Annotated in this window: 12 protein-coding genes; 9 read left to right on the top strand and 3 right to left on the bottom strand. The window is 36.2% G+C overall.

The features are described from left to right. Nucleotides 1-508 precede the first annotated feature (508 nt). Together CC99x_RS08490 and CC99x_RS08485 are read left to right on the top strand one after the other, a co-directional pair. Nucleotides 509-8,215: a DEAD/DEAH box helicase gene (locus CC99x_RS08490; RefSeq protein WP_057623982.1), complete on the top strand. Its 7,707-nt coding sequence runs from the start codon at nucleotides 509-511 to the stop codon at nucleotides 8,213-8,215. Between the two features lie 387 nt (nucleotides 8,216-8,602). After that, complete coding sequence (locus CC99x_RS08485; protein WP_057623981.1) at nucleotides 8,603-10,168, top strand: hypothetical protein; 1,566 nt, start codon at nucleotides 8,603-8,605, stop codon at nucleotides 10,166-10,168. A 65-nt stretch (nucleotides 10,169-10,233) separates the two neighbouring features. Here the strand turns inward: CC99x_RS08485 and CC99x_RS08480 are convergent, their stop codons facing one another. Both CC99x_RS08480 and CC99x_RS08475 read right to left on the bottom strand, forming a co-directional pair. After that, nucleotides 10,234-10,449, bottom strand: coding sequence for a hypothetical protein (locus CC99x_RS08480; protein ID WP_057623980.1), 216 nt, complete (start codon nucleotides 10,447-10,449; stop codon nucleotides 10,234-10,236). A 133-nt stretch (nucleotides 10,450-10,582) separates the two neighbouring features. Next, nucleotides 10,583-10,792: a hypothetical protein gene (locus CC99x_RS08475; RefSeq protein ID WP_141651876.1), complete on the bottom strand. Its 210-nt coding sequence runs from the start codon at nucleotides 10,790-10,792 to the stop codon at nucleotides 10,583-10,585. A gap of 241 nt (nucleotides 10,793-11,033) precedes the next feature. Between CC99x_RS08475 and CC99x_RS08470 the strand changes: the two genes are divergently transcribed. From CC99x_RS08470 to CC99x_RS08455, 4 genes are all read left to right on the top strand, one after another. Then, nucleotides 11,034-11,654 carry a NifU family protein gene (locus CC99x_RS08470; protein WP_235528061.1) on the top strand — a complete coding sequence of 207 codons (621 nt, stop codon included), beginning with the start codon at nucleotides 11,034-11,036 and terminating at the stop codon, nucleotides 11,652-11,654. Between the two features lie 25 nt (nucleotides 11,655-11,679). Next, the gene (locus tag CC99x_RS08465; protein ID WP_057623978.1) at nucleotides 11,680-11,865 is read left to right on the top strand and encodes a CBU_0585 family protein; all 186 of its coding nucleotides are present in this window, start codon (nucleotides 11,680-11,682) and stop codon (nucleotides 11,863-11,865) included. Between the two features lie 98 nt (nucleotides 11,866-11,963). Continuing rightward, nucleotides 11,964-12,344, top strand: a complete 381-nt coding sequence (locus CC99x_RS08460; RefSeq protein WP_057623977.1) for a hypothetical protein — start codon at nucleotides 11,964-11,966, stop codon at nucleotides 12,342-12,344. 89 nt (nucleotides 12,345-12,433) lie between these two features. After that, nucleotides 12,434-14,977 carry a DNA2/NAM7 family helicase gene (locus tag CC99x_RS08455; RefSeq protein WP_057623976.1) on the top strand — a complete coding sequence of 848 codons (2,544 nt, stop codon included), beginning with the start codon at nucleotides 12,434-12,436 and terminating at the stop codon, nucleotides 14,975-14,977. A 5-nt stretch (nucleotides 14,978-14,982) separates the two neighbouring features. Here the strand turns inward: CC99x_RS08455 and CC99x_RS08450 are convergent, their stop codons facing one another. Next, nucleotides 14,983-15,354, bottom strand: a complete 372-nt coding sequence (locus CC99x_RS08450) for a response regulator (RefSeq protein WP_057623975.1) — start codon at nucleotides 15,352-15,354, stop codon at nucleotides 14,983-14,985. A gap of 179 nt (nucleotides 15,355-15,533) precedes the next feature. On the opposite strand from CC99x_RS08450, the gene smc reads away from it, so the two are divergent. The 3 genes from smc to ligA are packed head-to-tail and all read left to right on the top strand — an operon-like array spanning nucleotide 15,534 to nucleotide 21,924. Further along, nucleotides 15,534-19,049, top strand: coding sequence for a chromosome segregation protein SMC (gene smc, locus CC99x_RS08445; protein WP_057623974.1), 3,516 nt, complete (start codon nucleotides 15,534-15,536; stop codon nucleotides 19,047-19,049). A gap of 11 nt (nucleotides 19,050-19,060) precedes the next feature. Beyond that, nucleotides 19,061-19,885, top strand: coding sequence for a cell division protein ZipA (locus CC99x_RS08440; protein WP_057623973.1), 825 nt, complete (start codon nucleotides 19,061-19,063; stop codon nucleotides 19,883-19,885). After that, on the top strand, nucleotides 19,885-21,924 hold the full coding sequence (ligA, locus tag CC99x_RS08435) for an NAD-dependent DNA ligase LigA (protein ID WP_057623972.1): 2,040 nt from the start codon (nucleotides 19,885-19,887) through the stop codon (nucleotides 21,922-21,924). Before CC99x_RS08440 ends, ligA begins: the two co-directional genes overlap by 1 nt. Nucleotides 21,925-21,926: the final 2 nt, after the last annotated feature.

Below are 21,926 nucleotides of genomic sequence, written 5' to 3'. Positions count from 1 at the left end.
TGCGCGACTCAAAGAATCTGTGTCCAGTTCTACTTTTGAGCATATTTAAATTATTGTGCAATAAATCTTAAGATCTCTCATATAGTGAATATACAACAAAATATAAAAGTCATGATATGAAGAAAAATTGAGTCATATTAGCATTAAGTGATTCGGCTTTATTGTTATTTGATTGATCACATGTTAGAGTACCAACAAATTAAGGGTGTGTCTTTTTACGATGAGAATAAGTGTCAATAACTAGCCACTATCATTTGCCTAATATTCATGAATAAACCGGCTTAACACTCTGTCTGAACCGTTGTTTTTGGACTTGCATTTACACTATTTGCGTATTCAAGATAGCTTATTTTTTAAGTGGTTTTTTTATTGTAATTCTGTATTGCGATAGACATGAAAATCTCTAGTTTCTTAAAAAAATACATAAAAAATCTCACCCGTTGAAATTTAAAGCTTAAAGTGTGCCTTCCAAAAATTTCATTTTTTAATAAACGAGGATGCTGTAATAATGTTTGATACTAAAAACTGTTGGCCTGATCAATACAAGATAAAAGAATTAATTGAGTCCATTAGTTCAAACACTCTGATTAATTATCGCTCGTACACACCGCAAGATTTTAGTATACAAATACAAGATGGAATAAATAAAGGCAAAAATGCTTTATGGTTTTTGGCTTGGTTTGCTGCTTTTAGTGGCAATTTCAAAAACTTCTTGAATGTTTTTGAGTACCATAAAGAAGCATTTAAAGCTGAAGATTTTACGGTTCAAGCTCAAGAAGGCTCAGCAAAAGGTCAAAGTGTCTTATGGTCTCTTTCTCATTCGGTTGTAAATGGTGAGCTTGAAGCTTTTCAGGCTGTGTTTGCTCGCTATAAAAATACCTTCAGTGCAGAAGATTTTACTGCTCAAGCCCAAGAAGGGGTACGCAAAGGGCAAAGTCCATTATTTCTTTTAGTGGTAGCCGCTACGAATGGTCATTCGGATATTTTTCTATCTGTATTTGAACAGTACAAAGATACATTTAAGAAAGAGGATTTCACAGTACAAGCTCAAGCAGGTGAAAATCAAGGTAAAAACCCATTATGGTTTTTAATTGATGCCGCGATTAATGGTAAGCCTGAAGCTTTTCATATTGTTTTTAAACACTACGAAAATACATTTGCAACAGAAGATTTTACTAATCCAATACAAATTGGCGCCTATAAAAACAAAAATATTATATCATTATTACAATCTGCAGCAGAAGAGCATAATCAAGATGCACAGAAAATCTTACAACAAATTGATATTTTAAGCAGAAATAAAGCCAAACAGAGAGTCGTAGATCTTATGACACGAATTGTTCAAGGTGTTAAGCTTGATTATGCTTCATATACAGTAGAAGATTTCACAATTCAGTTGCATGAAGATCCTTATAAAGGCATAAGTGCGTTATTGCTACTGGTTATGAGGATGGCTCATGGGCAGTCAGCAGCTTTTTTTCCTTTGTTTAAGCTATATAAGAGTGAATTTCAAGCGAAGGATTTCACTGTTCAGATAGAAAACGGCCTTGATAAAGGAAAAAGTGCTTTATGGTTTTTATGTGGCAGATATGGAATTTCATCTTTCTTACTTGTATTCAATCAATATAAAGAAGCATTTAAAGTTGAAGATTTTACCGCACAAGCACAAGAAGGAGAATACAAAGGTCAAAGTTCATTATTTCTCCTGATTGCTGGAGCTATTAATGGTCATCCAGAAGCTTTTGAGGCGGTATTTCAGCAATACAAAAGCGAGTTTAAAGTTGAAGATTTCAAGTCAAAAGTGCAAGAGGGTACATATAAGGGCAAGAGTACTTTGTCATTATTGCAAACAGCTGCATCCACAGATAAAAATCAATATGCAATACAAATCTTGAACGCACTCATTCAGCAAATGCCAGCCTTATTTGTGGATAAAGCGGTAAAGCTTATTGATTTAATTAGAAAAGGCGCTGAAATAGACTTCAGTATATATTCAGCAGAAGATTTTACAGCACAAGTGCAAGACGGTCTTGGTATTTGCAATGGTGAAACAGCATTATTGCATTTATCTATTGCTGCTAGTAAAGGTAATGCCACAGCATTTCAATCTGTCTTTAATCAATACAAAAATGAATTTAAGGCAGAAGATTTTACAACTCAATTACAAAAAGGTTTAGATAAAGGGAAAAATGTATTATGGTTTCTCTCCTCTGGAGTACCTAATGGTAGCTTTTCCCTCTTTTTATCTGTATTTCAAAAATATAAAGATGCTTTCAATGTAGAGGATTTTACAGCTCAAGCACAAGCCGGACCTTATAAAGGCAGAAGTGTATTATGGCGTTTGTCAAGTTGGGTATCTAATGGTCAGTTCGAGGCTTTTGACGTTGTATTTGAGCGATTTAAAGAGAATTTTAAGGCAGAAGATTTTACTGTTCAAGTAAAAAAAGGTCCAGATGAGGGGCAAAGCCCACTATGGTTGCTTGCCAGAGGTGTTTCAAAGTTGGAAGGTCTTGCGGTTTTTTTATCTGTTTTTGAGCAATATAAAAATAATTTTTCTGTAGAGAATTTTAGAACACAAGCACAAAGAGGACCTTATGAAGGCCAGTATATATTATGGAATTTGGCTGTAGCAGCAATTAATGGTAATCCGCAAGCTTTTCATGTGGTGTTTCAAAAATATAAAGATGAATTGAAAATCGAAGATTTTACAGTTAAAGTGAAGCGGTGGCCACATAAAGCAGAAAGTATTTTGTCTTTATTGAAGTCTGCGGTAGAAAGAGATAATCAAAATGCAAAAGAAATTTTGCAAAAAACAGATGTCTTATTTTTAGATAGTATCAGTAAAAAAGCAGAAGAACTTATTCATTTAATTGTGCAAGGTATTAGCGTAGATTACAGCATATACATGCCAGAAGTATTTACAACTCAAGTACAAAAGGGAGTCTATAAAGGTAAAACAGTTTTATGGGTTTTAGCATCGCTTGCTGGTACTGTAGGTTTTCAATCTGTATTTTCTCATTACAAAGATCTATTTAAAGCAGAAGTTCTGTTGCTGCAAGAACAGGATGGCGCCAATCAAAAGGATGATAGTATTTTTCGTTTATTACAAATCGCTGGTAATACAGGTAATGAAAACGCGAAACAGATTTTGCAACAAGTTGAAGAGCTCGCTAATCTCATTGGTGTTGATTTTAAAATTGAGTCTGCTTCACGCACAGCGGAAGATTTAGAGGCACAACTACAAGTTAATTCTGTTCAGCCACTTGAACAGAGAGATGACGCTCTTGTAGATAAAGAGAAAGTAACACAAGATGAGCTTTTGAAGCAGAGTTATGATTTGTCTCCTTTGAGCAAGGGAGCAGAACCCATAAACAATTCTCTGTTCATAAATAGAGCGCAAGAACTTATCAATCTTATTCAGCAAGGCACAAGCTTTGAACTCTCTTCGTATACAGCAAAGGACTTTACAATACAATCAGAAACAAGACCGTTTAGAGGGGAAAATCCTTTGGTTCGTCTCGCTATGACTGTCTCTATTAATAAAACGAAGGATAAAATTTTCCAATCTGTATTTGAGCACTTCAAAAATGACTTTATCGCAGAAAATTTTACAGAAAAAGTGGCAGAAGGAAGTCTTAGAGGTAATAGTCCTTTATTGTATCTGGCTATTGCAGCTAGCAAAGGTAAGACAGACGCTTTTCAATCTGTATTTGAGTATTTCAAAAATGATTTTAAAGTAGAAGATTTTACAACTCAAGCGCAAGAAGGATATTATAAAAATCAAAGCCCTTTGTTGTATCTCATTGATGCTTTTTCCAATGGCCATGCTAAAGCTGTTCAATCGGTATTTGAACAATATAAAAACGATTTTACAGCAGAAGATTATGATGAATTTCCTGATCTCATTAAAGCTAAATTTACAATTGATTCTGCTTCATGCACAGAAGAAGATTTAAGAGTGCAAGCACAAAATAGTTCCATTCAGTCGCTTGAGCAGAAAGATGAGATTCTTGTGGATAGAGAGAAACAGGATGAGGAAGCAACACAATATGATCTTTTTAAGCAGAGTTATGATTTGTCTTCTTTGAGCAAGGATGTAGAATCCATAAATATCTCTCCGCCTATTAATAGAGTAGATGAACTTATCTGTCGTGTTTGGTTCCACACAGACTTTGATTTCTCATTGTATACAGCAAAGGATTTTACGGCACAAGCAAAAGAGAAGCCATTTAAAGGTGAAAATCCTTTGATTCGCTTCGCTATGTCTATTCGTTTTAATAAATCAGCTAATAAAAATTTTCAATCTATGTTTGAATATTTCAAAAACGATTTTACAGCACAAGATTTTACGGTGAGAGTGAGAACAGGAAATCTCAAAGGAAACAATCCTTTATTTTATCTGGCGATTGCAGTTAGTAAAGGTCATCCAGACGCTTTTCACTCTGTATTTGAACACTTCAAAAACGATTTTGCAGTAGAAGATTTTACAGCTAGAACGCAAGAAGGGCGGTATCAAGGCAAAAGCTCTTTGTTGTATCTCATTGATGCTTTTTCCAATGGCCATGCTGAAGCGTTTCGTACTGTATTTGAACAATATAAAAACGATTTTACAGCAGAAGATTTTGAGAAATTTTCTAATCTCATTAAAGCTAAGGTTACAATTGATTCTACCTTATGTACAGCAGAAGATTTAAAAAAGCAAGCACAAGTTAGTTCTCCTCAGTCGCTTGAGCAGAAAGATGACATTCTTGTAGATAAAGAGAAACAGGACGAGGAGGCAACACAAGATAAGCTTTTTAAGCAGAGTTATGATTTGCCTCCTTTGAGCAAGGATGTAGAACTTATAAGCAGCCCTTTGCCCATTGTAGAAGATTTAATGGCACAATCTAATAAAGCACAAGAGCTTATTGATCTTATTATGCGAGGGGCTGCCATTGATTTTTCTTTGTATACAGCAGAAGATTTTTCTACTCAAATACAACAAGGTTTGTCTAAAGGACAAAGTCCTCTGCGTTTTTTGACCACGGCAGCGATTAATGGTAAACCTCAAAAATTATTGGTGGTTTTGGAACATTATCAAGATACACTTACTGTAGACGACTTTAATCAGTCCATAAATGATGGTCCATATAAAGGTAAAAATGCTTTATCATTGCTGGAAAATGCTGCTCAAAGAGGAAATAAAAATGCATTGCTTGTCTTGCAGCAGGTCAATGCTCTGGGGGAAAACAAGGAAAAAACAGTTTTAAGTGCAGGCATTTCTAATAAATATTTAAGGCCAGAAAATCGGGCAACCTTGAGTATGCCTAAAAATATCTCTTTGAATTTAGCTTCTCGAAGCGCTATTCAGCAAAAGTCGATTGTTCAGAATATAAGTTTAGAAATGCTTTCTAAACAAGCAAAATTAATACAGCAAACACATCAAATGATATATATACAGAATAAAAATTGTAAAATTCGTTTTTATTCTATGAACCCCGTTGTAAAAAAAGATGAGCCTTGTGTCTTTATTATGGCAGGAAGAAAAGAAAACGCATATTTTTCTCCTCCTCAGAAAGGAATAAGAACTATACTGGTTCTCTCAGAGAAAGATTTAAAGGAAATGGCTCATCCCATTCCTGCATCACTTGATTATCTGGTGATTGAAGAGCTTATGTCCGCTTCTCATGGTGTTTTTAAGGAAGAGATACTGGGAATGTTGGTTGCGAGACGAATTACAGCTTTTATGTTTTCACATCATTTTAATCTTAACTATTGTATCGTTTGCGATGATAATATATCTACATTTTTGCTGAATGAGCAAATAGAAAATTTAGATTCGAAAGTTTTTTATCAAAAATTGATTTCTCATTTAAATAAAAATTTATGCTTAAGCCTTCAAACCATTAGCAACAAACCATTAAGTGTTGAGACTAAATTAAATGTGGCGCTAGGCTCAAAGATATTTGCTTATAATATGAGTAAATTAAAAGAGATTTTTAATGATTCTGAAAGTTTATTTTATCTTTTCCCTCCTGCGAATTGTGTGAAATGGTGGGGAGAAGATTATTTCATGCAGTATATGCTGAATGAAGTTGCTTATAGGATAGATGGCGTGCCAGGTATTCTTGTTTTATCAAAAAATGATTTTGGTGGGCTAGAAAGATGTACGCAACACAAAAATGCTTGTAAGAAAGCAATATCCACAGCAGAGGATTATATTGAAAAGACAAGTGCATTTTTGCAAGGCATTAACTTTGAACGTGTTCAAGAAAGTTTCAGAGAGAACATTAAAAATAGTATTACTCATATGTGTAACTTGGTTAATGATAGAGTATATGCTAATAAAGAAAAGCAAAGACGCTTATTGCAGTTGAATCTTGAAAATATTCATGCTGTGGCGAACAATATAGAAGTGATTCGCAATATTAATGATAGAGAAAGGCCTATTGCTCATTTGAATACTCATGCAGTATTTGCTCAGGCATCAACACAAGTTGAAATGCTTAAAGACATTTTGTATAAGCATCAATATCAAGCTTTAGAAACGTTATTATCTAAGAAAAATGCAGTTGGCCATATGGCCATGTGTACAGGATCTGGAAAAACACGAGTTCAGATTGCTTTAGCACATCTTTGCTGTACTCAAATGAAAAGACCAATTTTTATTGTTGCTCCCACCCAGGAGCTTGTACAACAGACTTATAATGAGTTTATTGAAACACAGACGGATTTTGCAAATCGATTAAAAACAGCTCTATTTAAGCAAGAAATTATAAAGATAAGTTCCAAACAAGAGGATGTAAGTCAAGGATTTTTGCATAAAAAACATCAGGAAAACAAAAATGTATTCATTTTTTGTGAGGAGAGCTTTAAGCTTTTTATGATGGATCTAGAAAGACATTTCAACCCTGGGCTTATTATTTTTGATGAATATCATGATATTGCAAGAGACACTATATCAATCACTATTGAGAGACTTTCTTCTGAAGAAAATACGCCTGTCATTGGTTTGTCTGCCACCCCGACTAAAGATAAGAAAAAAGATGCTCCTTTAGCTCAGCAGCTATTTAGATATTCACGTCTGGATGCGTTAAAAGACGGAAGAGTTGTGCCCATTGTTACTGATACTTTTTCAGAAAAATATTCAAAAGAACATTATCAAAAAAAGATTGCTAAAATTTCTGAAATATTGAAGATACATTTTCATCCAAATGGGAAATTGCTTTGTAATAACAAGGGAATTATTTTTGTTAATAGTATTTTGGATGTGGACAGATTAACTGTTGAATTGAATCATTTAGGTATTCAAGCCTTTGGTATTCACTCAAAGGCTGATAACGAAAATATTGTACGCTTTAGATGCTGCCTTAATGCTTGTGTTGCAGTTGCTGTTCGTAAGATGCGCGTTGGTTTTGATGATTCAAGCGTCAATTATGTATTAGATCTACAGAATACTAAAGACGAAGATATTTTTATTCAAATGATTGGCAGAGTAATGAGGGTTACTGATACTGATCCGAAAAAAATTGGATATGTTATCTCTTTTAAAGATATTCATAAAGATACCTTTATAACCACAGATAATGCTGCACTTAAACGATCGAACAGTATTTATATATTTAGGCAGAGAGCTTTAGATAGATTAAAAGCAATCAAGATGGAGTCAAATATCTTTACGAGAAATAAAATAGATTATTTTTCCAAAAAAATTAAGCATACAGTAAATAGTCTTTATCGTGAATATAAAAGCAAGCTGAAACCAGAGATTACTGAAGTATATTCCAAAGAAAAGCAGTTGGAAAATAAAGGTGGTCAGCTATACAGCGATGATTGTTATGAGAATATCTGTGATATACCCGCAGGGCATGATAATAATTCCTCGACATTGTATAGTAATCTTGATGCTTACAAAGCTTGGAAAACAAAAGCAAGAGCCGAGTTTGCGCCAGAGTATGATTTTTTTAAAAAATCATCACTTTTTTTATGTTTGCAGAAATTGAAAAAAGAGTGTCTACCTGAAAACCAACGATTGCTTGAATCCAAAGCACCTATTTATGTTCGAGAGAAGTGGCTTCGTACAATGTTTTCTGTATTAGAGGAAATTGTGCAGAAAGAAACGATTGGCGTTAATGAAGTATTTAAGTTGCAGCAACGGCAGCAGAAAAAAAAGAAAAATATAATTAACAACTCAGAATCAATGCCTCTTAAAAAACATTCCAAGTTTTTAAATTAGAAATACTATGCGTATATGGAAAAAGCCCAGCCATTTTTGTATTTATTGGCATGGGCTTTTTTTATCCAAGTATTATTTTCTTCATTATTTGTATATGCACATATAGAATATAAATGCTTTGCTTTTGTGTCAGAGCATCTCTTGAACTTTATCTATTTAATCATGCCTAAGCTATATAGTCTTCGCACATGAGTTTTCGGGGGTGTTGTCTTCGCCATCTCGCAATCCTCATGTACTAATATGTACACTCCGGTTGCTTGAGGCTTGACGCCTACCCGACATTGTGCCCCTTGCGGGTAAAACTCATGTGCTGTGACTATAACATCAATTTTATACCTAATCTGATATCGACCTTGAATAACTGATCTATAAAACAGGAGAAGTTGTATGCCAAATACTGGAAAATTTTTAGAAAATGATAGACATCTTTTGCCACTTTTAAAATGGTATTTGCAGCATGTAGATGAGAATATTGCTTCCGTTACTCAATTAGACGATCGAGACTATGAATATATTAAAAATCCAGATGGGACAGTAACAGGTATTCGTCCTGATGTTGTGTGTGGTGGTCAAGCAGGCGGACATAATCTTGCGGAAGGTTATTGGCGGGCATTTGCGCAGTCATTGGCGCGTGATAGCGAAATGCCAGAAAAAATAAGAGTGATCTCTTTCATTAATCATTCCAATGTACATTGGACTTGTTCTGTGTCTGAGTTTTTGCTCGATCCTATTTTCTATCAGCAGCTGAAAGATGTTTTGCATCAAAAATATTCTCAAACAGAAATCGCAGCTTTAAGAACTATTGATTTACAAAATTTTATCAATGCATATTTGAAGAGCAAAGTTCTTAATATAGATATTATACACAACCAAAAAATTAAAGGTGTAACAGACGTTTTCATTCATCATTATGATTCACATAACCCAAAAAATGATCAAGGGCGTTATTATCTTGATTATCTAAAAACCTTAAAAGGGTTCGTCGCAGAAAATAGGGATGGAGGCCCAAGCATTTTAATTGACAGCAAAGACTGTAAAAGACAAGTGGGCAATACCTGTGGTGATAGCACCCTTTATAACGGTTATACAGCTGGTATTTTAGGCTTAGATCCTGGATTAAAAGAAAACCAAATTGCATCAGAGGCATTGAGAGCTTTTGCAGAAGATCATGTTTCAGTATTAACTTCTAGTCCAAAGGACAAACCGCAAGCCCAAAGTGTGGTTCAATTTATTGCTAAAGTAACGAACAAAGCAAAGCAACTAGAAGTCGATAGGATACACGTTTTAAGCACAGAAGCTGTGATTTCGTCTCCTGCGGTATTAAAAAATCCATCACAACCCATGACTCATTCTAGTGAATGGCTTAAAGCTGAGCCTGTGCATTATCAATATGATGAGACGACAAATTCTTCTGCTAAAAAAACAAGAAAAAGAGTGCTTTCAGAACCGCTACTTACAACCTTAAATGCACATATCCAATCTGTGGAAGGGACGCAGCCTTCAACACCTATCAATAAAGCTTTTGTATCTGCTTATATGCAGAAGCTTAAGGCTGTATATCCAGAGAAAAAATGGGCTTGTGCTGAACTGAGTGAAAATCGCTGCGAGTTTAGCGAGAAGAAAGAAGATGGTACCTCATTTATATTAGAGCATATTATGGATGGCATTAAATTAGAAGGAGAAAATAGAGCTATTGATGAAATGGTCAAAGCGATAAAAGAGTTGGATATTTTAACATCTGAAGAAGATGAATTAGTATTTGATGTCATTGTAGAATCAAAAGAAGAGGCTTTGAAGGCTTGTCAAAAATTATTTGCCTCTGGAATTAAAGAAGCTCAACTTGAAAATGTACAGATAGTAGGCAAAGTTTTAAATTCCGAAGAAAGAAAAGCATTTTTGTTAGAAGTGGATAACATATTTGCATCGCATCATAAGCATTTTAAACATTCTTAAATAAGCACGAATTTCTTAACTGGGGGTTGTCATCGACAACACCCCAGAAGATTCATGGGCAAAGACTATCGTTTAGAAGGTTTTTGTTTATTTTTAGCTGATAAGCCCTGATTTAATTGCTGTACTTTTTTGGGGGATGGGACTTGAATGACATCGGGGCATTCTGCAGTTCGTCTAATATCTTTATTAAGTTCTGAGGCAGTATTGCATTGGCGAACCAGGGCGCGTTCTTCGCCACTTAACCTTTTATTAGCCCAGCTAGGTGTAATTTCAGTAGACATAGCACACTCGTACTCAATCTTTCCTTAATTTAAGTATGACATAAGCAAGAGTAGACAACAAATAAGCTAATAAATAATTAAGAGCTTATAATTCAATGAATTGATGATTAAGTCGTGTTTGAAATACAATTTTCTAGAGATCTTCCTGGAAAGCGGTATAGGGATACAGACCTTCTTTTTCATAGAGGCGCCCGCTTGCCACACCTTGTTCATAAAGTGCTTTAAATTTGAGTATGAGAAACTCTGTAGCAGCTTGCGTTTGGTTTGCTTCCAGGCGGGATTCAATGATACGCATCATTTGTTCTGCTTGGGCACGGAAGTCGAGTACGTTCCGATCAGTCATTAAAATCTCCGTGGTTATCCTTGTATACACACATCACAATGAAATAGTCACGATTTACTGTTGATTCGTCGAGATCCGTTAAATAGTGATTATATCCCTTATTTTCCTAAACTAGCTAACTAAAATTTAGCAGCGACCTAGGAATTATAGCAAACATAATTCCTACTTTGAATGGCAGTAGTTAAGGATTTCTGTTCTATAAACAGGTAAAATAGTATTATATGCTTAGTTAGAAAGTCTTATGGTTGGAAAAATTATGTCTGAAGTTGTTGATTTATTACCAGAAATTGATGTCACTCCCTCTGCACGAGAACATTTTCGTTATTTAATCGAAAAGGAAGAGGTTGAGGGAATGAATCTAAGAGTTTTCTTAGATCAACCCGGTTTACCTACAGCAGATATTGGTATTTGCTTTTGTCCCCCAGGAGAACAGCGGCCTAATGACTTAGTTATGGACTTAGAAGCATTTAAGTTGTACATCGATAGAGCGAGTGCTAGCTATCTTGAAGAGGCTAAAATTGACTACTTGAATGACAAAATGGGTGGGCAGTTATCCATTACTGCACCCAATCTCAAAGGGCCTAAGCCAGATGTAGAATCTAGCTTGGCAGATCAAATCCAATATGTGCTACAAACAGAAGTGAATCCAAATTTAGCAGGACATGGTGGGATGGTCAGTCTTGTTGAGGTCACAGAGGACAATGATGTGGTCTTAAGATTTGGGGGCGGGTGCCATGGCTGCGGTATGGTCGATGTGACGCTCAAAGATGGTATTGAACGCACCTTAAAAGAAAAATTTCCTAATATTGCCCGTGTAGTGGATGTAACAGATCATAGCTCCGGTGAAAATCCATACTACTAACAACTTGATTAAGGCGAAGAAAAAGATGTTTGGATGCAAGTTAAAAAAAGATTATGTCAGTGATTTTGATGCATTTTTTAGAGCTTTTGATGAAAAACGCACTAAATTGCCCCCATCCAGAATTAAAGAAGTGGAAAAACATAAAAAGATTTTTGATAAACGTGATAATCCTGCCGAAGATGATGCGCCTACCATTTGGAAATCTTTCTAAGACGTTCATCTGACTTTAGGGGGACATTTCCCCCTAGATACTTCAAATATTAAATGTTTATGATAGACTGACCCAAAGAGAATACTTGAGGGCTAGCCATGGCTGCAAATATACCAAAAGATTGGAAAACCTTTTCAAAACAATATGATAGAGCTTATGCCGTCGTAACCAGACGAGTACCTTCGGCTGATGTGCGCCAAATGTTCACTGTAGAGCTGACAGGCGAGTACATCTCAGCAGGTTATCAAGCAACTTCGAATCCAAATGGTCGTCCTCATGCCTATGCAGATGGTGTTCATCCTTTTAAAGAGGGTATGCCACATGGTCCTCAAAATCAGGGCTTTAAAGATGTGCTTGGGATGCATCCCTTAAACAATGGTCGTAATAATTACGTGGATGAACCTTATCCTGATCTTGAAGAAAGAGATGATCTGCGTGCAAGAAGGTCTAACAAACCTAAACTTACACCCTATAGATAAAAAACATATCGATGAGACCCACTCTCGAGCATTTCGATAGTGGGTTTTTTTATGCCCATAATAATTCCATGATTCATAAAGGATTCAAAATGCAAGCAGGCAGCCATGAAGAAGACTGTGAAATACTAACAGATAAAAAAGATAGTCTTGATTTATTGCAGTATTGGCAGATGTTTGCGTGGCGAGAGCCTTTTAAGCAATTGCCACTCAATCAGAATGCTATACCAAAGCATCATATCCTTTCTCAAGAAGCATTCAAAAAGGGTGCATGCGCAGATTTTCCTGATGGAGACTATTGGGTCGCGCCCTTTTGGCAGGATAAAGAAGAGATTTGGCTCCCAATATGGTTGCCTATCCGTGTTTTAGATAAGCAAATAGTATTGAGAAGCAGCCCTTCTTTGCCATGGATTCCCAGTAGCTTATTCTTACCCAGCTCAAAAATATATTTAAGACCACAGGCTTTATATGATGATTTTTTAAAGCATGAATGTGTAAATAAAGAAGGTGGCTATTGCTTTAAAACAGTAGAAGCTTTTTTAAAAGCAAGTATGAAGTTACTCAAAAATCTGTTAAATACGGAGATAAGTTCTCTATTGAAAACAATTGATCCAGTATCTCAAGATTCTTGGATTATTATTTCGCATGCAGACTTAGACGGGAATTTTGAAAATATTACAAGGCTTAAAGAAGAAAATATATTGCTTAAGCAGTATTGCCAACTTGACAATGACTTTTCTAAAGAGCCTATTAGCCAAGAAAATTATTTGAATATCGCGCATTTTCATCAAGCCCATATTCCGAATACAAAAATACATAGCGCAGATTATTACTATACATTACTGGGATTATTGAGTTTAAAGAAAGGGATGATGCAGGCTGTGGTTGCACCTAAGGGCGTCCCTTTTGATGCATTCATGCATGATTATGTTGCTAATATTTTTTCACTACATGCCTTAAGCAAATCCTCAAGACCTACGATTGCCTTGCTAAGCAATGATCAAATAGTAGAGCCCATGACACATTTGCTTGCAATGGATGACATGAATACGATTGAAGCATTTTTAGAAAAATGCACTCAGTATTTTAATATCGCTGAGATTAATACGCTTGATATTGCGCAAGAGTACATTTATTCAAAAATTACCAAGACTTATGAGGTGATTTTAAAAACAATCAGTCTGTCAAGGAACTACTATATTTTGCGTGAGAAAAATGAGAAAGAGTATGGTGAAGTAAATGCTTTCTTAGAACAACTCATGAATGAAGATGAAAATATAGATGAAAAGAGATCTCTATATATTGAGATACAAAATCAATGGCATGAAAAACTCAAGAGCCAAACCTTCGTACAGAGATGTGTGGGATGGTTGAGCTTTGTGAAGCAGCATCGAAGGAAAAAGGCCAGCGAATATTTGCAGAAAGCCTTATCAAATGAGCCTATTCATAGCCCTTATGAGCAACAGCTTGTTGAAAAAATCAGGCAGCTAAAAGTGATTCAGGCTAAGAATGATCAACGAAGAATTCAAGCAGTAGAGTTTTTAAACCAATATCAAAAAGCAGAACAACTGTGGCATAAATGGATAAGTGACTTAGGATATGCAGATGAGTGCCACTCTTTATCCATGAATACGCTTAACTTTGCACTACAAAATTTAAGAACGACGATGTGGCAGCTGACGGTTTTGTATTGGCAAGGTCAAGCATTGCAGAGCACATCTGAATTTAAACCTAACACAGATGCCATAGAGTATTTGTTGATACAAGATGCGGAGCAATTATCGGCTGTCAGTGTACTGCCAGCATTGAGTCGCGCGCAGCGAGCGATTTTTTTTGGCGATCCCTTAGGGCAATTAAATGCTGGTGTGATTTCAGCACAGGAAGACGAATTTGTCTTAGAAAATATCTATCAAGCCAGTGATGCCTTGTTAGAAAAAATGCAAATATTGGGCTTAAACATAAGTTATGGTTCAGCATTTGATGTTGCAGCAAATAATAGTAAGTATCATTGTGGTAGAGCAAGTAGTAGAAAAGCTTGTTTGCAATTGGGAGAAATATCGGAGAAAAACAAAACAATCTTTGACTACTGGAATGAGAAATATTTTAAAAATACAATGATGCTTGCAAATAGGTCTCAAGCGATTGATAAAGATATTCCGGTTGCTTTTATAGATATCTCTAGACAGAAGAAAAAAGCCATAGCTCAAAATCAACACAGTAATCCAGAAGAAGCCTATGCAATTGAAGCCTTGTTCAAGCGTTATCCTGAGATAACTAAGCAGTGTGTTGTGATAACGCCCTTTTATAAGCAATATCAGTTATTGTCTTTGGTATTGTCATCATTCCCTGTAACCGTTTGTCACTTTTCAAATATGCCTTCTTACATGAGTGAGTATGTGATTTTTTCTCCTGTTTATCAAATGAAAGATTCAAGACCCTTTGTTTTTGATGAGGGGAGGGGATACTTTTACAAGTTGTTAACTTTGGTTCAGAAAAAATTGTGGATTGTGGGAGACAAGCGCATTTTTCAAAAGCACATGCATAGTGCATCGGGTGATTTTGCAAAATGGATAGCAGCGCAGCCTCAAGAGGAAATAAGTGAGGCGCATTCTTTAGAATCCAATTTTGTTATTTAACTATATTAATTTAGTAATAGAGAAATTTGCTCCATCAATTCTTTATGGTCAACAGACTTTAGGATATACAACTCAATTCCTGCAGCCCGACATTTGGCTCGATCAAATGGGTTATCGCTGCTAGAATAGGCCACTATAGGTTTGTTGGCTAAATTTGTTGATTTGATGAGTTTAGCTGCTTCATAGCCATTCAGATCAGGTAGAAATAGATCCATGATAATAAGATCAAAGACTTTGCTTTGCGCAAGGTCAACAGCTTCTCTGCCAGAGCCGACAGAAAGCACAGTATAACCTGTGTTTGTTAACTTTGTTTCTAAAGATACGCGTGCTGTTTTGCTGTTTTCAACCAATAAAATTTGCTTCATAAGCTGATTCATAATTTTCCATGCTATAATCGTTGTCCATATAAATAGTGTAGCGATTGAATCCTCAGCGGCCAACTGTCATTTATGAGATGGTTTAACAAAGGCTCACATTGAGTTTTAGGTGATATTCATCACTTTGCGCTAAAAGCACCATAACACTTTTTAATCTGTATGTTCCAGGAGCTATGAAAATGCGGCTAAGCAAGATTAAGTTAGCAGGTTTCAAATCCTTCGTTGATCCAACCACTCTAGATTTGGTGAGTAATCTTACCGCAATTGTGGGTCCTAATGGTTGTGGAAAATCCAATATTATCGACGCCATTCGTTGGGTAATGGGGGAATCTTCTGCAAAGAATTTACGAGGTGGCGCCTTAACAGATGTGATTTTTAACGGTTCATCCTCTCGTAAACCCATTGGCCAAGCATCCGTTGAGCTGGTATTTGATAATAGCGATGGCACTTTGGGCGGTGAATATGCTGCCTTTTCTGAGATTGCACTAAGACGTCTTGTCACACGCGATGGGCAATCCAGTTATTTTATCAATGGTCAACGTGCAAGAAGAAAAGATATTACAGACATTTTCTTAGGTACAGGTTTAGGCCCTAGAAGCTATGCAATCATTGAGCAAGGTATGATAAGCCGTGTTATTGATGCTAAACCAGATGATATGCGTCATTTCATTGAAGAAGCTGCTGGTATTTCTAAATATAAAGAAAGAAGAAAAGAAACTGAAAATCGCATCAAACACACACAAGATAATTTAAATCGTTTGAATGATGTGCGATTAGAATTAGAAAAACAATTAGAAAACTTAGAAAAGCAAGCCATTGCAGCTAAGAAATATCAAGAACTTAAGCAAGAAGAAAAATCGGTTGATTTTGAGCTTGCTGCGATGTCCTGGAAGCGCTTAGATGCTGAAATTCAAGTTAAAGAAAGTAATATTCGTGATTTAGCCACAGATTATGAAAGGCATCAGGCGGCACTGACACATTTTCGTGCAGAATTAGAAGAAGCACGAGATGGGCAAACAGAACGCAATGAGCATTTAAATGAGGCACAGCGTCAGTTTTACAGCATTGGTTCAAATATTTCAAAAATAGAGCAAGCGCTCGAAAATATCAATGAACAAGTAAAAACACTTGAAGAAAACCGAAAAGAAGAAACTTATTCGCTACAGCAGGCGCAAGTACGTGTCACTCAAGACAAAGAAAAGATCATCCAATTACAGAGCGATATTGAGAAATTTGAACCAGAAGAATCTGTTTTAGAAGCGCAAATAGAATTACTCAGTGAGCAAACAGAAGAGCAAGAATCATACCTCGAATCTTGGCGCGAAGAAAATCAACAAATTCAACAATCACTTCATCACGCGACGCAGGCAGCAGAAACAGAGAAGACGAACATTGGCCATCTTGAAAAACAAGTGCAGCAAAATGATGTGCGGTATGAGAAGTTAAGAAGTGAGTTGGAGCTCCTTAAAGATGCAGAAAGTGATTTATCATTACCACCACTTGAATCAGAATTGGCAAATATTCAGCTTAAACAAACACAGCTTGAAAGACAGTTGGAAGAGCAAAAAAATCATCAATCAAGATTGAAAAATAATGTTGTTGATTTGAAAAATGAGATTAAACTCACAGAAAAACAAAGACAGAAGCTTAAAGATGAATTAACTACATTGCAAGCCATTCAAGCAGTGAGATTGGGTAAAGAAAATAAAAATATCAATGCCTGGATAGCTGAAAAAGGACTGATAGATAACAAGCGTTTGGCCGAGGTTATTCAAGTCGATGCTCTATGGCAGTCTGCGATAGAAACATTATTGGCTCAGCAGTTAGATGCAATTTATTTAGAAAAAGATAATTTAGTGGAGTTATTAGCCTCCATTGATATTGGACAAGTATCTGGGCTGAATATGGTTGTGCATGATGATAGCAATCTACAGCTCGATTCAAGAAGTATATTAAGCAAAATTTTCAATTTAGATGTTTTAAGCAAAGGTTTAAAAGCGCAATTAAGCCATATTTGGTTTGCTGAAGATCTCGAACAAGCTTTTGCTTTGCTAGAACAGCATGCAGATATCAGTGTGATCACACAAAAGGGCATTTGGTTAGGTCAAGGTTTTATTAAGATCCCGACAGTCAATAAGGAAAATCAGCAGAGCATCCTTGAGCTGACACAACAAATTAAATCTTTGTCTGAGCAATACGCTGAATGTGATAATTCTTTTATTGGGCTTATTAAGTCGTTGGAAGAAACAGAGGCTAACCTCAATGAACTATCACAGATGATCTCAGATGATGTTGATAATTTCACCATGTTAAAGCAAAGAAGCTTTAATTTACAAAGTGAAATCAAAATTAAAAAGAACAAGATTGAGCAAAGTCAGCAAAGAATCTTCCAAATTAGTGATGAAATCAATGATATTGAAACAAATATCAAACTTTCCAATGAGGCTATCAATAAATCAAGAGAAAAATTACATTACAGTGTGGATGAAATGGGCGTATTGCATGAAGCTCTAAACACACACAATAGTAAGAAAGCTTCTTTGGAAGAAATGCGCCAGCAAGTTAAAAGACAGCTTCAAACACAAAAAGAACAGCATCATAAATTAGCTTTAGATTTGCAAGCAGCACGCAGCGAATTAAAAGCTCTGATACAAAGTGTTGAACGATATGATGAGCAAATTGTCGTTTCAGAAGATCGCTTAAAACGCATTGAACAATCTATTTTATCTTCGAAAGCACCTGAAGCGCAGTTAAGACAAAACCTTGAGTTATCATTGAATCAGCGGCTTGAAGCAGAAGATCTGTTGAACCAAGCACGTGATGAAATGCATGAAGGTGAAAATAGACTGAAAGCAATTGATAGTGCGATGAATCAAGAACAAAATCGCATTGAAGATGTTCGTAACCATCTTGAGCAACAAAAAATGAATTGGCAAGCACTGAAAGTGCATATGGAAACAGTATCAGAGAAGATTACTCAAAAAGAGATAAACGTGCAGGATGTTTTGAGCACGCTTTCTCCTGAAGCAACAGAAGTAGAATGGCAGCAGCGCCTTGAAAAAATTGAACGACAAATAAGTCGATTAGGTGCAATTAACTTAGCGGCAATTGAAGAATACAGCAGTGCACAAGAGCGTAAAACCTATTTGGATCAGCAATATAATGATTTGACTGAAGCGCTTGCAACCTTAGATGCTGCGATTAAGAAAATTGATAAAGAAACAAGAGATCGTTTTAGAGAAACATTTGATAAAATTAATACTGGTTTCCAAAATTTATTTCCACGACTCTTTGGGGGCGGGGAATCTTCTATCATCTTAACGGGTGATGAATTGCTAGATACAGGTGTAACGGTAATGGCCAGACCCCCTGGAAAGAAGAATGCAAGTATACAGTTATTATCCGGTGGAGAAAAAGCACTGACCGCGGTAGCCTTTGTTTTTTCTATATTCTTACTAAATCCTGCACCTTTTTGCTTACTCGATGAAGTTGATGCGCCTTTAGACGATAATAACGTAGGTCGATTCTGTCGATTGGTTAAAGAGATGTCAGACAGTGTTCAATTTATTTTTATTAGCCATAACAAAATAGCAATTTCCATGGGTGAGCAATTACATGGTGTCACGATGCGTGAAGCGGGTGTATCAAGATTAGTATCTGTGGATATAGATGAGGCTGTTCAGTTAGCAGGTTAAAGGGAGAGACTATGCTAGAAGATTTAAGATTAATGATATTGATTGTTGTCATTGTTGGTTTTGGCTTCTTGATCATTGATGGTTTTCGTCGAAGATTGAAAAAAAACTCAATCACACAGAAGTTTGAACAAACTGTCTTTGAAAATAATCATCAATCGAATAATCATCACCCTAATCATCATCATGATCAGACACATGAGGATATGCCTGCAGATCGGATAAATAAGCGTGAAAGTAGTGCTTCTACCCAAGATGCTTCTGATCCATTATTTGGTGATATAGAGCCACTTGCTATATCTGCAATGCCTAAAAAAAATACGGCAATCTTGGGTGCTGCACAAGCGATGGATAGCATTGCAAAGCCTGCTAAAGCTCCCGTACAAAAGAATGTAAATGCTGAACCATTAGTCATTACTCTTTCCATTGCCTCACGATCAGGTGGTTTTAGTGGGCGGACATTAGAGGCTGTTCTAAAAGGCAATTATTTCTATTTTAGTAGTAAAAATATATTTCATCGTCATGTGGGAGATAGTCCAAGCAACCCAGTATTGTATAGTGTTGCTCAATCTGTTGAGCCAGGCATCTTTGATTTAGAAAAGATGAAACATCAACGCATTGCAGGGCTTGTAATTTTTATGGTTTTGCCAACCATCGATACAGCGCATAATATGCATATATTTGAGCAAATGCTAAAGAGTGCTCGGCAGTTGGCTGCTCATTTAAATGGTGAATTATGTGATGATCAGCATAATTACTTAACGACACAAACACTTGAAGCTTATCGCCAGAAAATTCAACATTATGATGAAAGATTGCTTGCGTTAAAGGCAGAATAATGGACAAGCAGAAATTAAAGCCTAAACTGGCAGAGGCTTCACTCATAAAAGAAGTTGAATTCTTAAGAAGTGAGATTGAAAAGCATAATTATGCTTATTATGTTCTGGATGAGCCTACGATACCGGATATCGAGTTTGACCGTTTGTTTCAGAGATTACTTGCGTTAGAAGCCACTTATCCACATTTACAGACACCTGATTCACCGTCTCATCGGGTTGGTGCTGCACCTTCAACGGCCTTTTTATCTGAAGCGCATCAGGTTCCTATGCTATCCTTGGATAATGTTTTTACAGAAGAAGCATTCTTCCAGTTTGATCATCGTATTAAGCAAATGATCGATTCTTCTGAAGAAATAGAATATAACTGCGAACCTAAATTTGATGGTGTCGCTGTCAGTATTATCTATGAACATGGGGTGTTGGTGCGTGCTCTCACCAGAGGTGATGGATATACGGGCGAGAATATTACGCAAAATATAAAAACAATTAAAAGCATTCCATTGAAATTAAAGAAAGACTTTCCAGATTATTTAGAAATTAGAGGCGAAGTCTATTTTCCACTCAGTGGATTTGAGAAATTAAATCAGCAAGCACTCAGCACAAATGATAAATTATTTGCAAATCCTCGAAATGCAGCTGCGGGTAGTTTACGACAATTAGATTCAAAGATAACTGCAAAGCGACCGCTGGCATTCTATGCCTATTCTGCTATTTATTCAGAAAAGAATTTACTGCCCGATACGCATAATGAGAATATACTGAGATTAAAAGAATGGGGCATTCGCACTTGCCCAGAGACGGCTGTTGTAAAAAATAAAAACGAAGTGATACATTATTGTCAACAATTGCTGTCTAAGCGGCATAGCTTGCCTTATGAAATAGATGGCGTTGTGATTAAGGTAAATAATATTGCATTGCAAGAAAGTTTAGGCTTTGTTGCAAGGGCGCCGCGTTGGGCAGTTGCCTTCAAATTTCCTGCACAAGAAGAAATAACCACATTAGAGTCGGTTGATTTTCAGGTTGGTAGAACAGGTACATTAACACCTGTTGCGAGATTAAAACCTGTAAGAGTAGCCGGTGTCGTTGTGAGCAATGCAACCTTGCATAATATGGATGAGATTGAACGTAAAGGCATTGAGATAGGTGATACTGTTATTATCCGCAGGGCGGGCGATGTCATTCCAGAAGTGGTAAAACCTATTTTAGAGAAAAGACCTTTAGGAACTCAAAAAATTATTTTGCCTACGCATTGTCCTGTATGTGGCGCAAAGGTTGTGCGCCTAGAAGGAGAATCAGCGGCAAAATGTGAAGGTGGTTTGAGTTGTGCTGCCCAAAGAATTGAAGCCATTAAACATTTTGTTTCCAGAAAAGCCATGAATATTGAAGGATTAGGGGCAAAAATAATAGAGCAATTGGTAAATGCAAAGCTGATAGAAAATGTTGCACAATTATATACTCTATCCAAAGTAGAGCTCTTGCAGCTAGAGAGAATGGGGGATAAATTAGCCTCTAATATTTTAGAAGCCATAGAGAAGAGTAAGAAAACGACTTTTAATAAGTTTATCTACGCCTTAGGTATTAGAGAGGTAGGGGAGGCAACAGCGCATCAACTATCAGAAAGTTATTCTGATTTAAACAGCCTAATGCAAGCAGATATAGAATCTTTGGAGTCTCTACAGGATATAGGTCCTGTGAGTGCCTTACATATATACTCATTTTTTCGTGAGCCTTCTAATCAAAATATTATTCATCAGTTGATTGAAAATGGTGTGCATTGGCCATCAAAACTTGAAAAAGCCAAAAATACTGATTTATCTGGTAAAACCTACGTTATTACAGGCACATTATCTCTGCCAAGAGATGAGATAAAGGCTGCTTTACTTGCAAGAGGCGCAAAAGTAGCAAGTAGTGTTTCTAAGAATACCTCTGGGCTTATTGCAGGGGATAAACCAGGTTCGAAGCTCACACAAGCACAAGGGTTAGGTGTACCTATTATTGATGAAAATGAATTGAAATTAATATTATCAAAAACGGAATAAAA

The organism is Candidatus Berkiella cookevillensis (genome assembly GCF_001431315.2).
Lineage (GTDB): Bacteria > Pseudomonadota > Gammaproteobacteria > Berkiellales > Berkiellaceae > Berkiella_A > Berkiella_A cookevillensis.
Note: the sequence above shows the minus strand (reverse complement) of the source record. Positions and strands in the feature narration are given on the sequence as shown.

Bases quoted from the DNA above. Each gene is read 5' to 3' on its own strand.
- CC99x_RS08490 (WP_057623982.1), top strand. From the start codon at position 509: ATGTTTGATACTAAAAACTGTTGGCCTGATCAATACAAGATAAAAGAA.
- CC99x_RS08485 (WP_057623981.1), top strand. From the start codon at position 8,603: ATGCCAAATACTGGAAAATTTTTAGAAAATGATAGACATCTTTTGCCA.
- CC99x_RS08480 (WP_057623980.1), bottom strand. From the start codon at position 10,449: ATGTCTACTGAAATTACACCTAGCTGGGCTAATAAAAGGTTAAGTGGC.
- CC99x_RS08475 (WP_141651876.1), bottom strand. From the start codon at position 10,792: ATGACTGATCGGAACGTACTCGACTTCCGTGCCCAAGCAGAACAAATG.
- CC99x_RS08470 (WP_235528061.1), top strand. From the start codon at position 11,034: ATGGTTGGAAAAATTATGTCTGAAGTTGTTGATTTATTACCAGAAATT.
- CC99x_RS08465 (WP_057623978.1), top strand. From the start codon at position 11,680: ATGTTTGGATGCAAGTTAAAAAAAGATTATGTCAGTGATTTTGATGCA.
- CC99x_RS08460 (WP_057623977.1), top strand. From the start codon at position 11,964: ATGGCTGCAAATATACCAAAAGATTGGAAAACCTTTTCAAAACAATAT.
- CC99x_RS08455 (WP_057623976.1), top strand. From the start codon at position 12,434: ATGCAAGCAGGCAGCCATGAAGAAGACTGTGAAATACTAACAGATAAA.
- CC99x_RS08450 (WP_057623975.1), bottom strand. From the start codon at position 15,354: ATGAATCAGCTTATGAAGCAAATTTTATTGGTTGAAAACAGCAAAACA.
- smc (WP_057623974.1), top strand. From the start codon at position 15,534: ATGCGGCTAAGCAAGATTAAGTTAGCAGGTTTCAAATCCTTCGTTGAT.
- CC99x_RS08440 (WP_057623973.1), top strand. From the start codon at position 19,061: ATGCTAGAAGATTTAAGATTAATGATATTGATTGTTGTCATTGTTGGT.
- ligA (WP_057623972.1), top strand. From the start codon at position 19,885: ATGGACAAGCAGAAATTAAAGCCTAAACTGGCAGAGGCTTCACTCATA.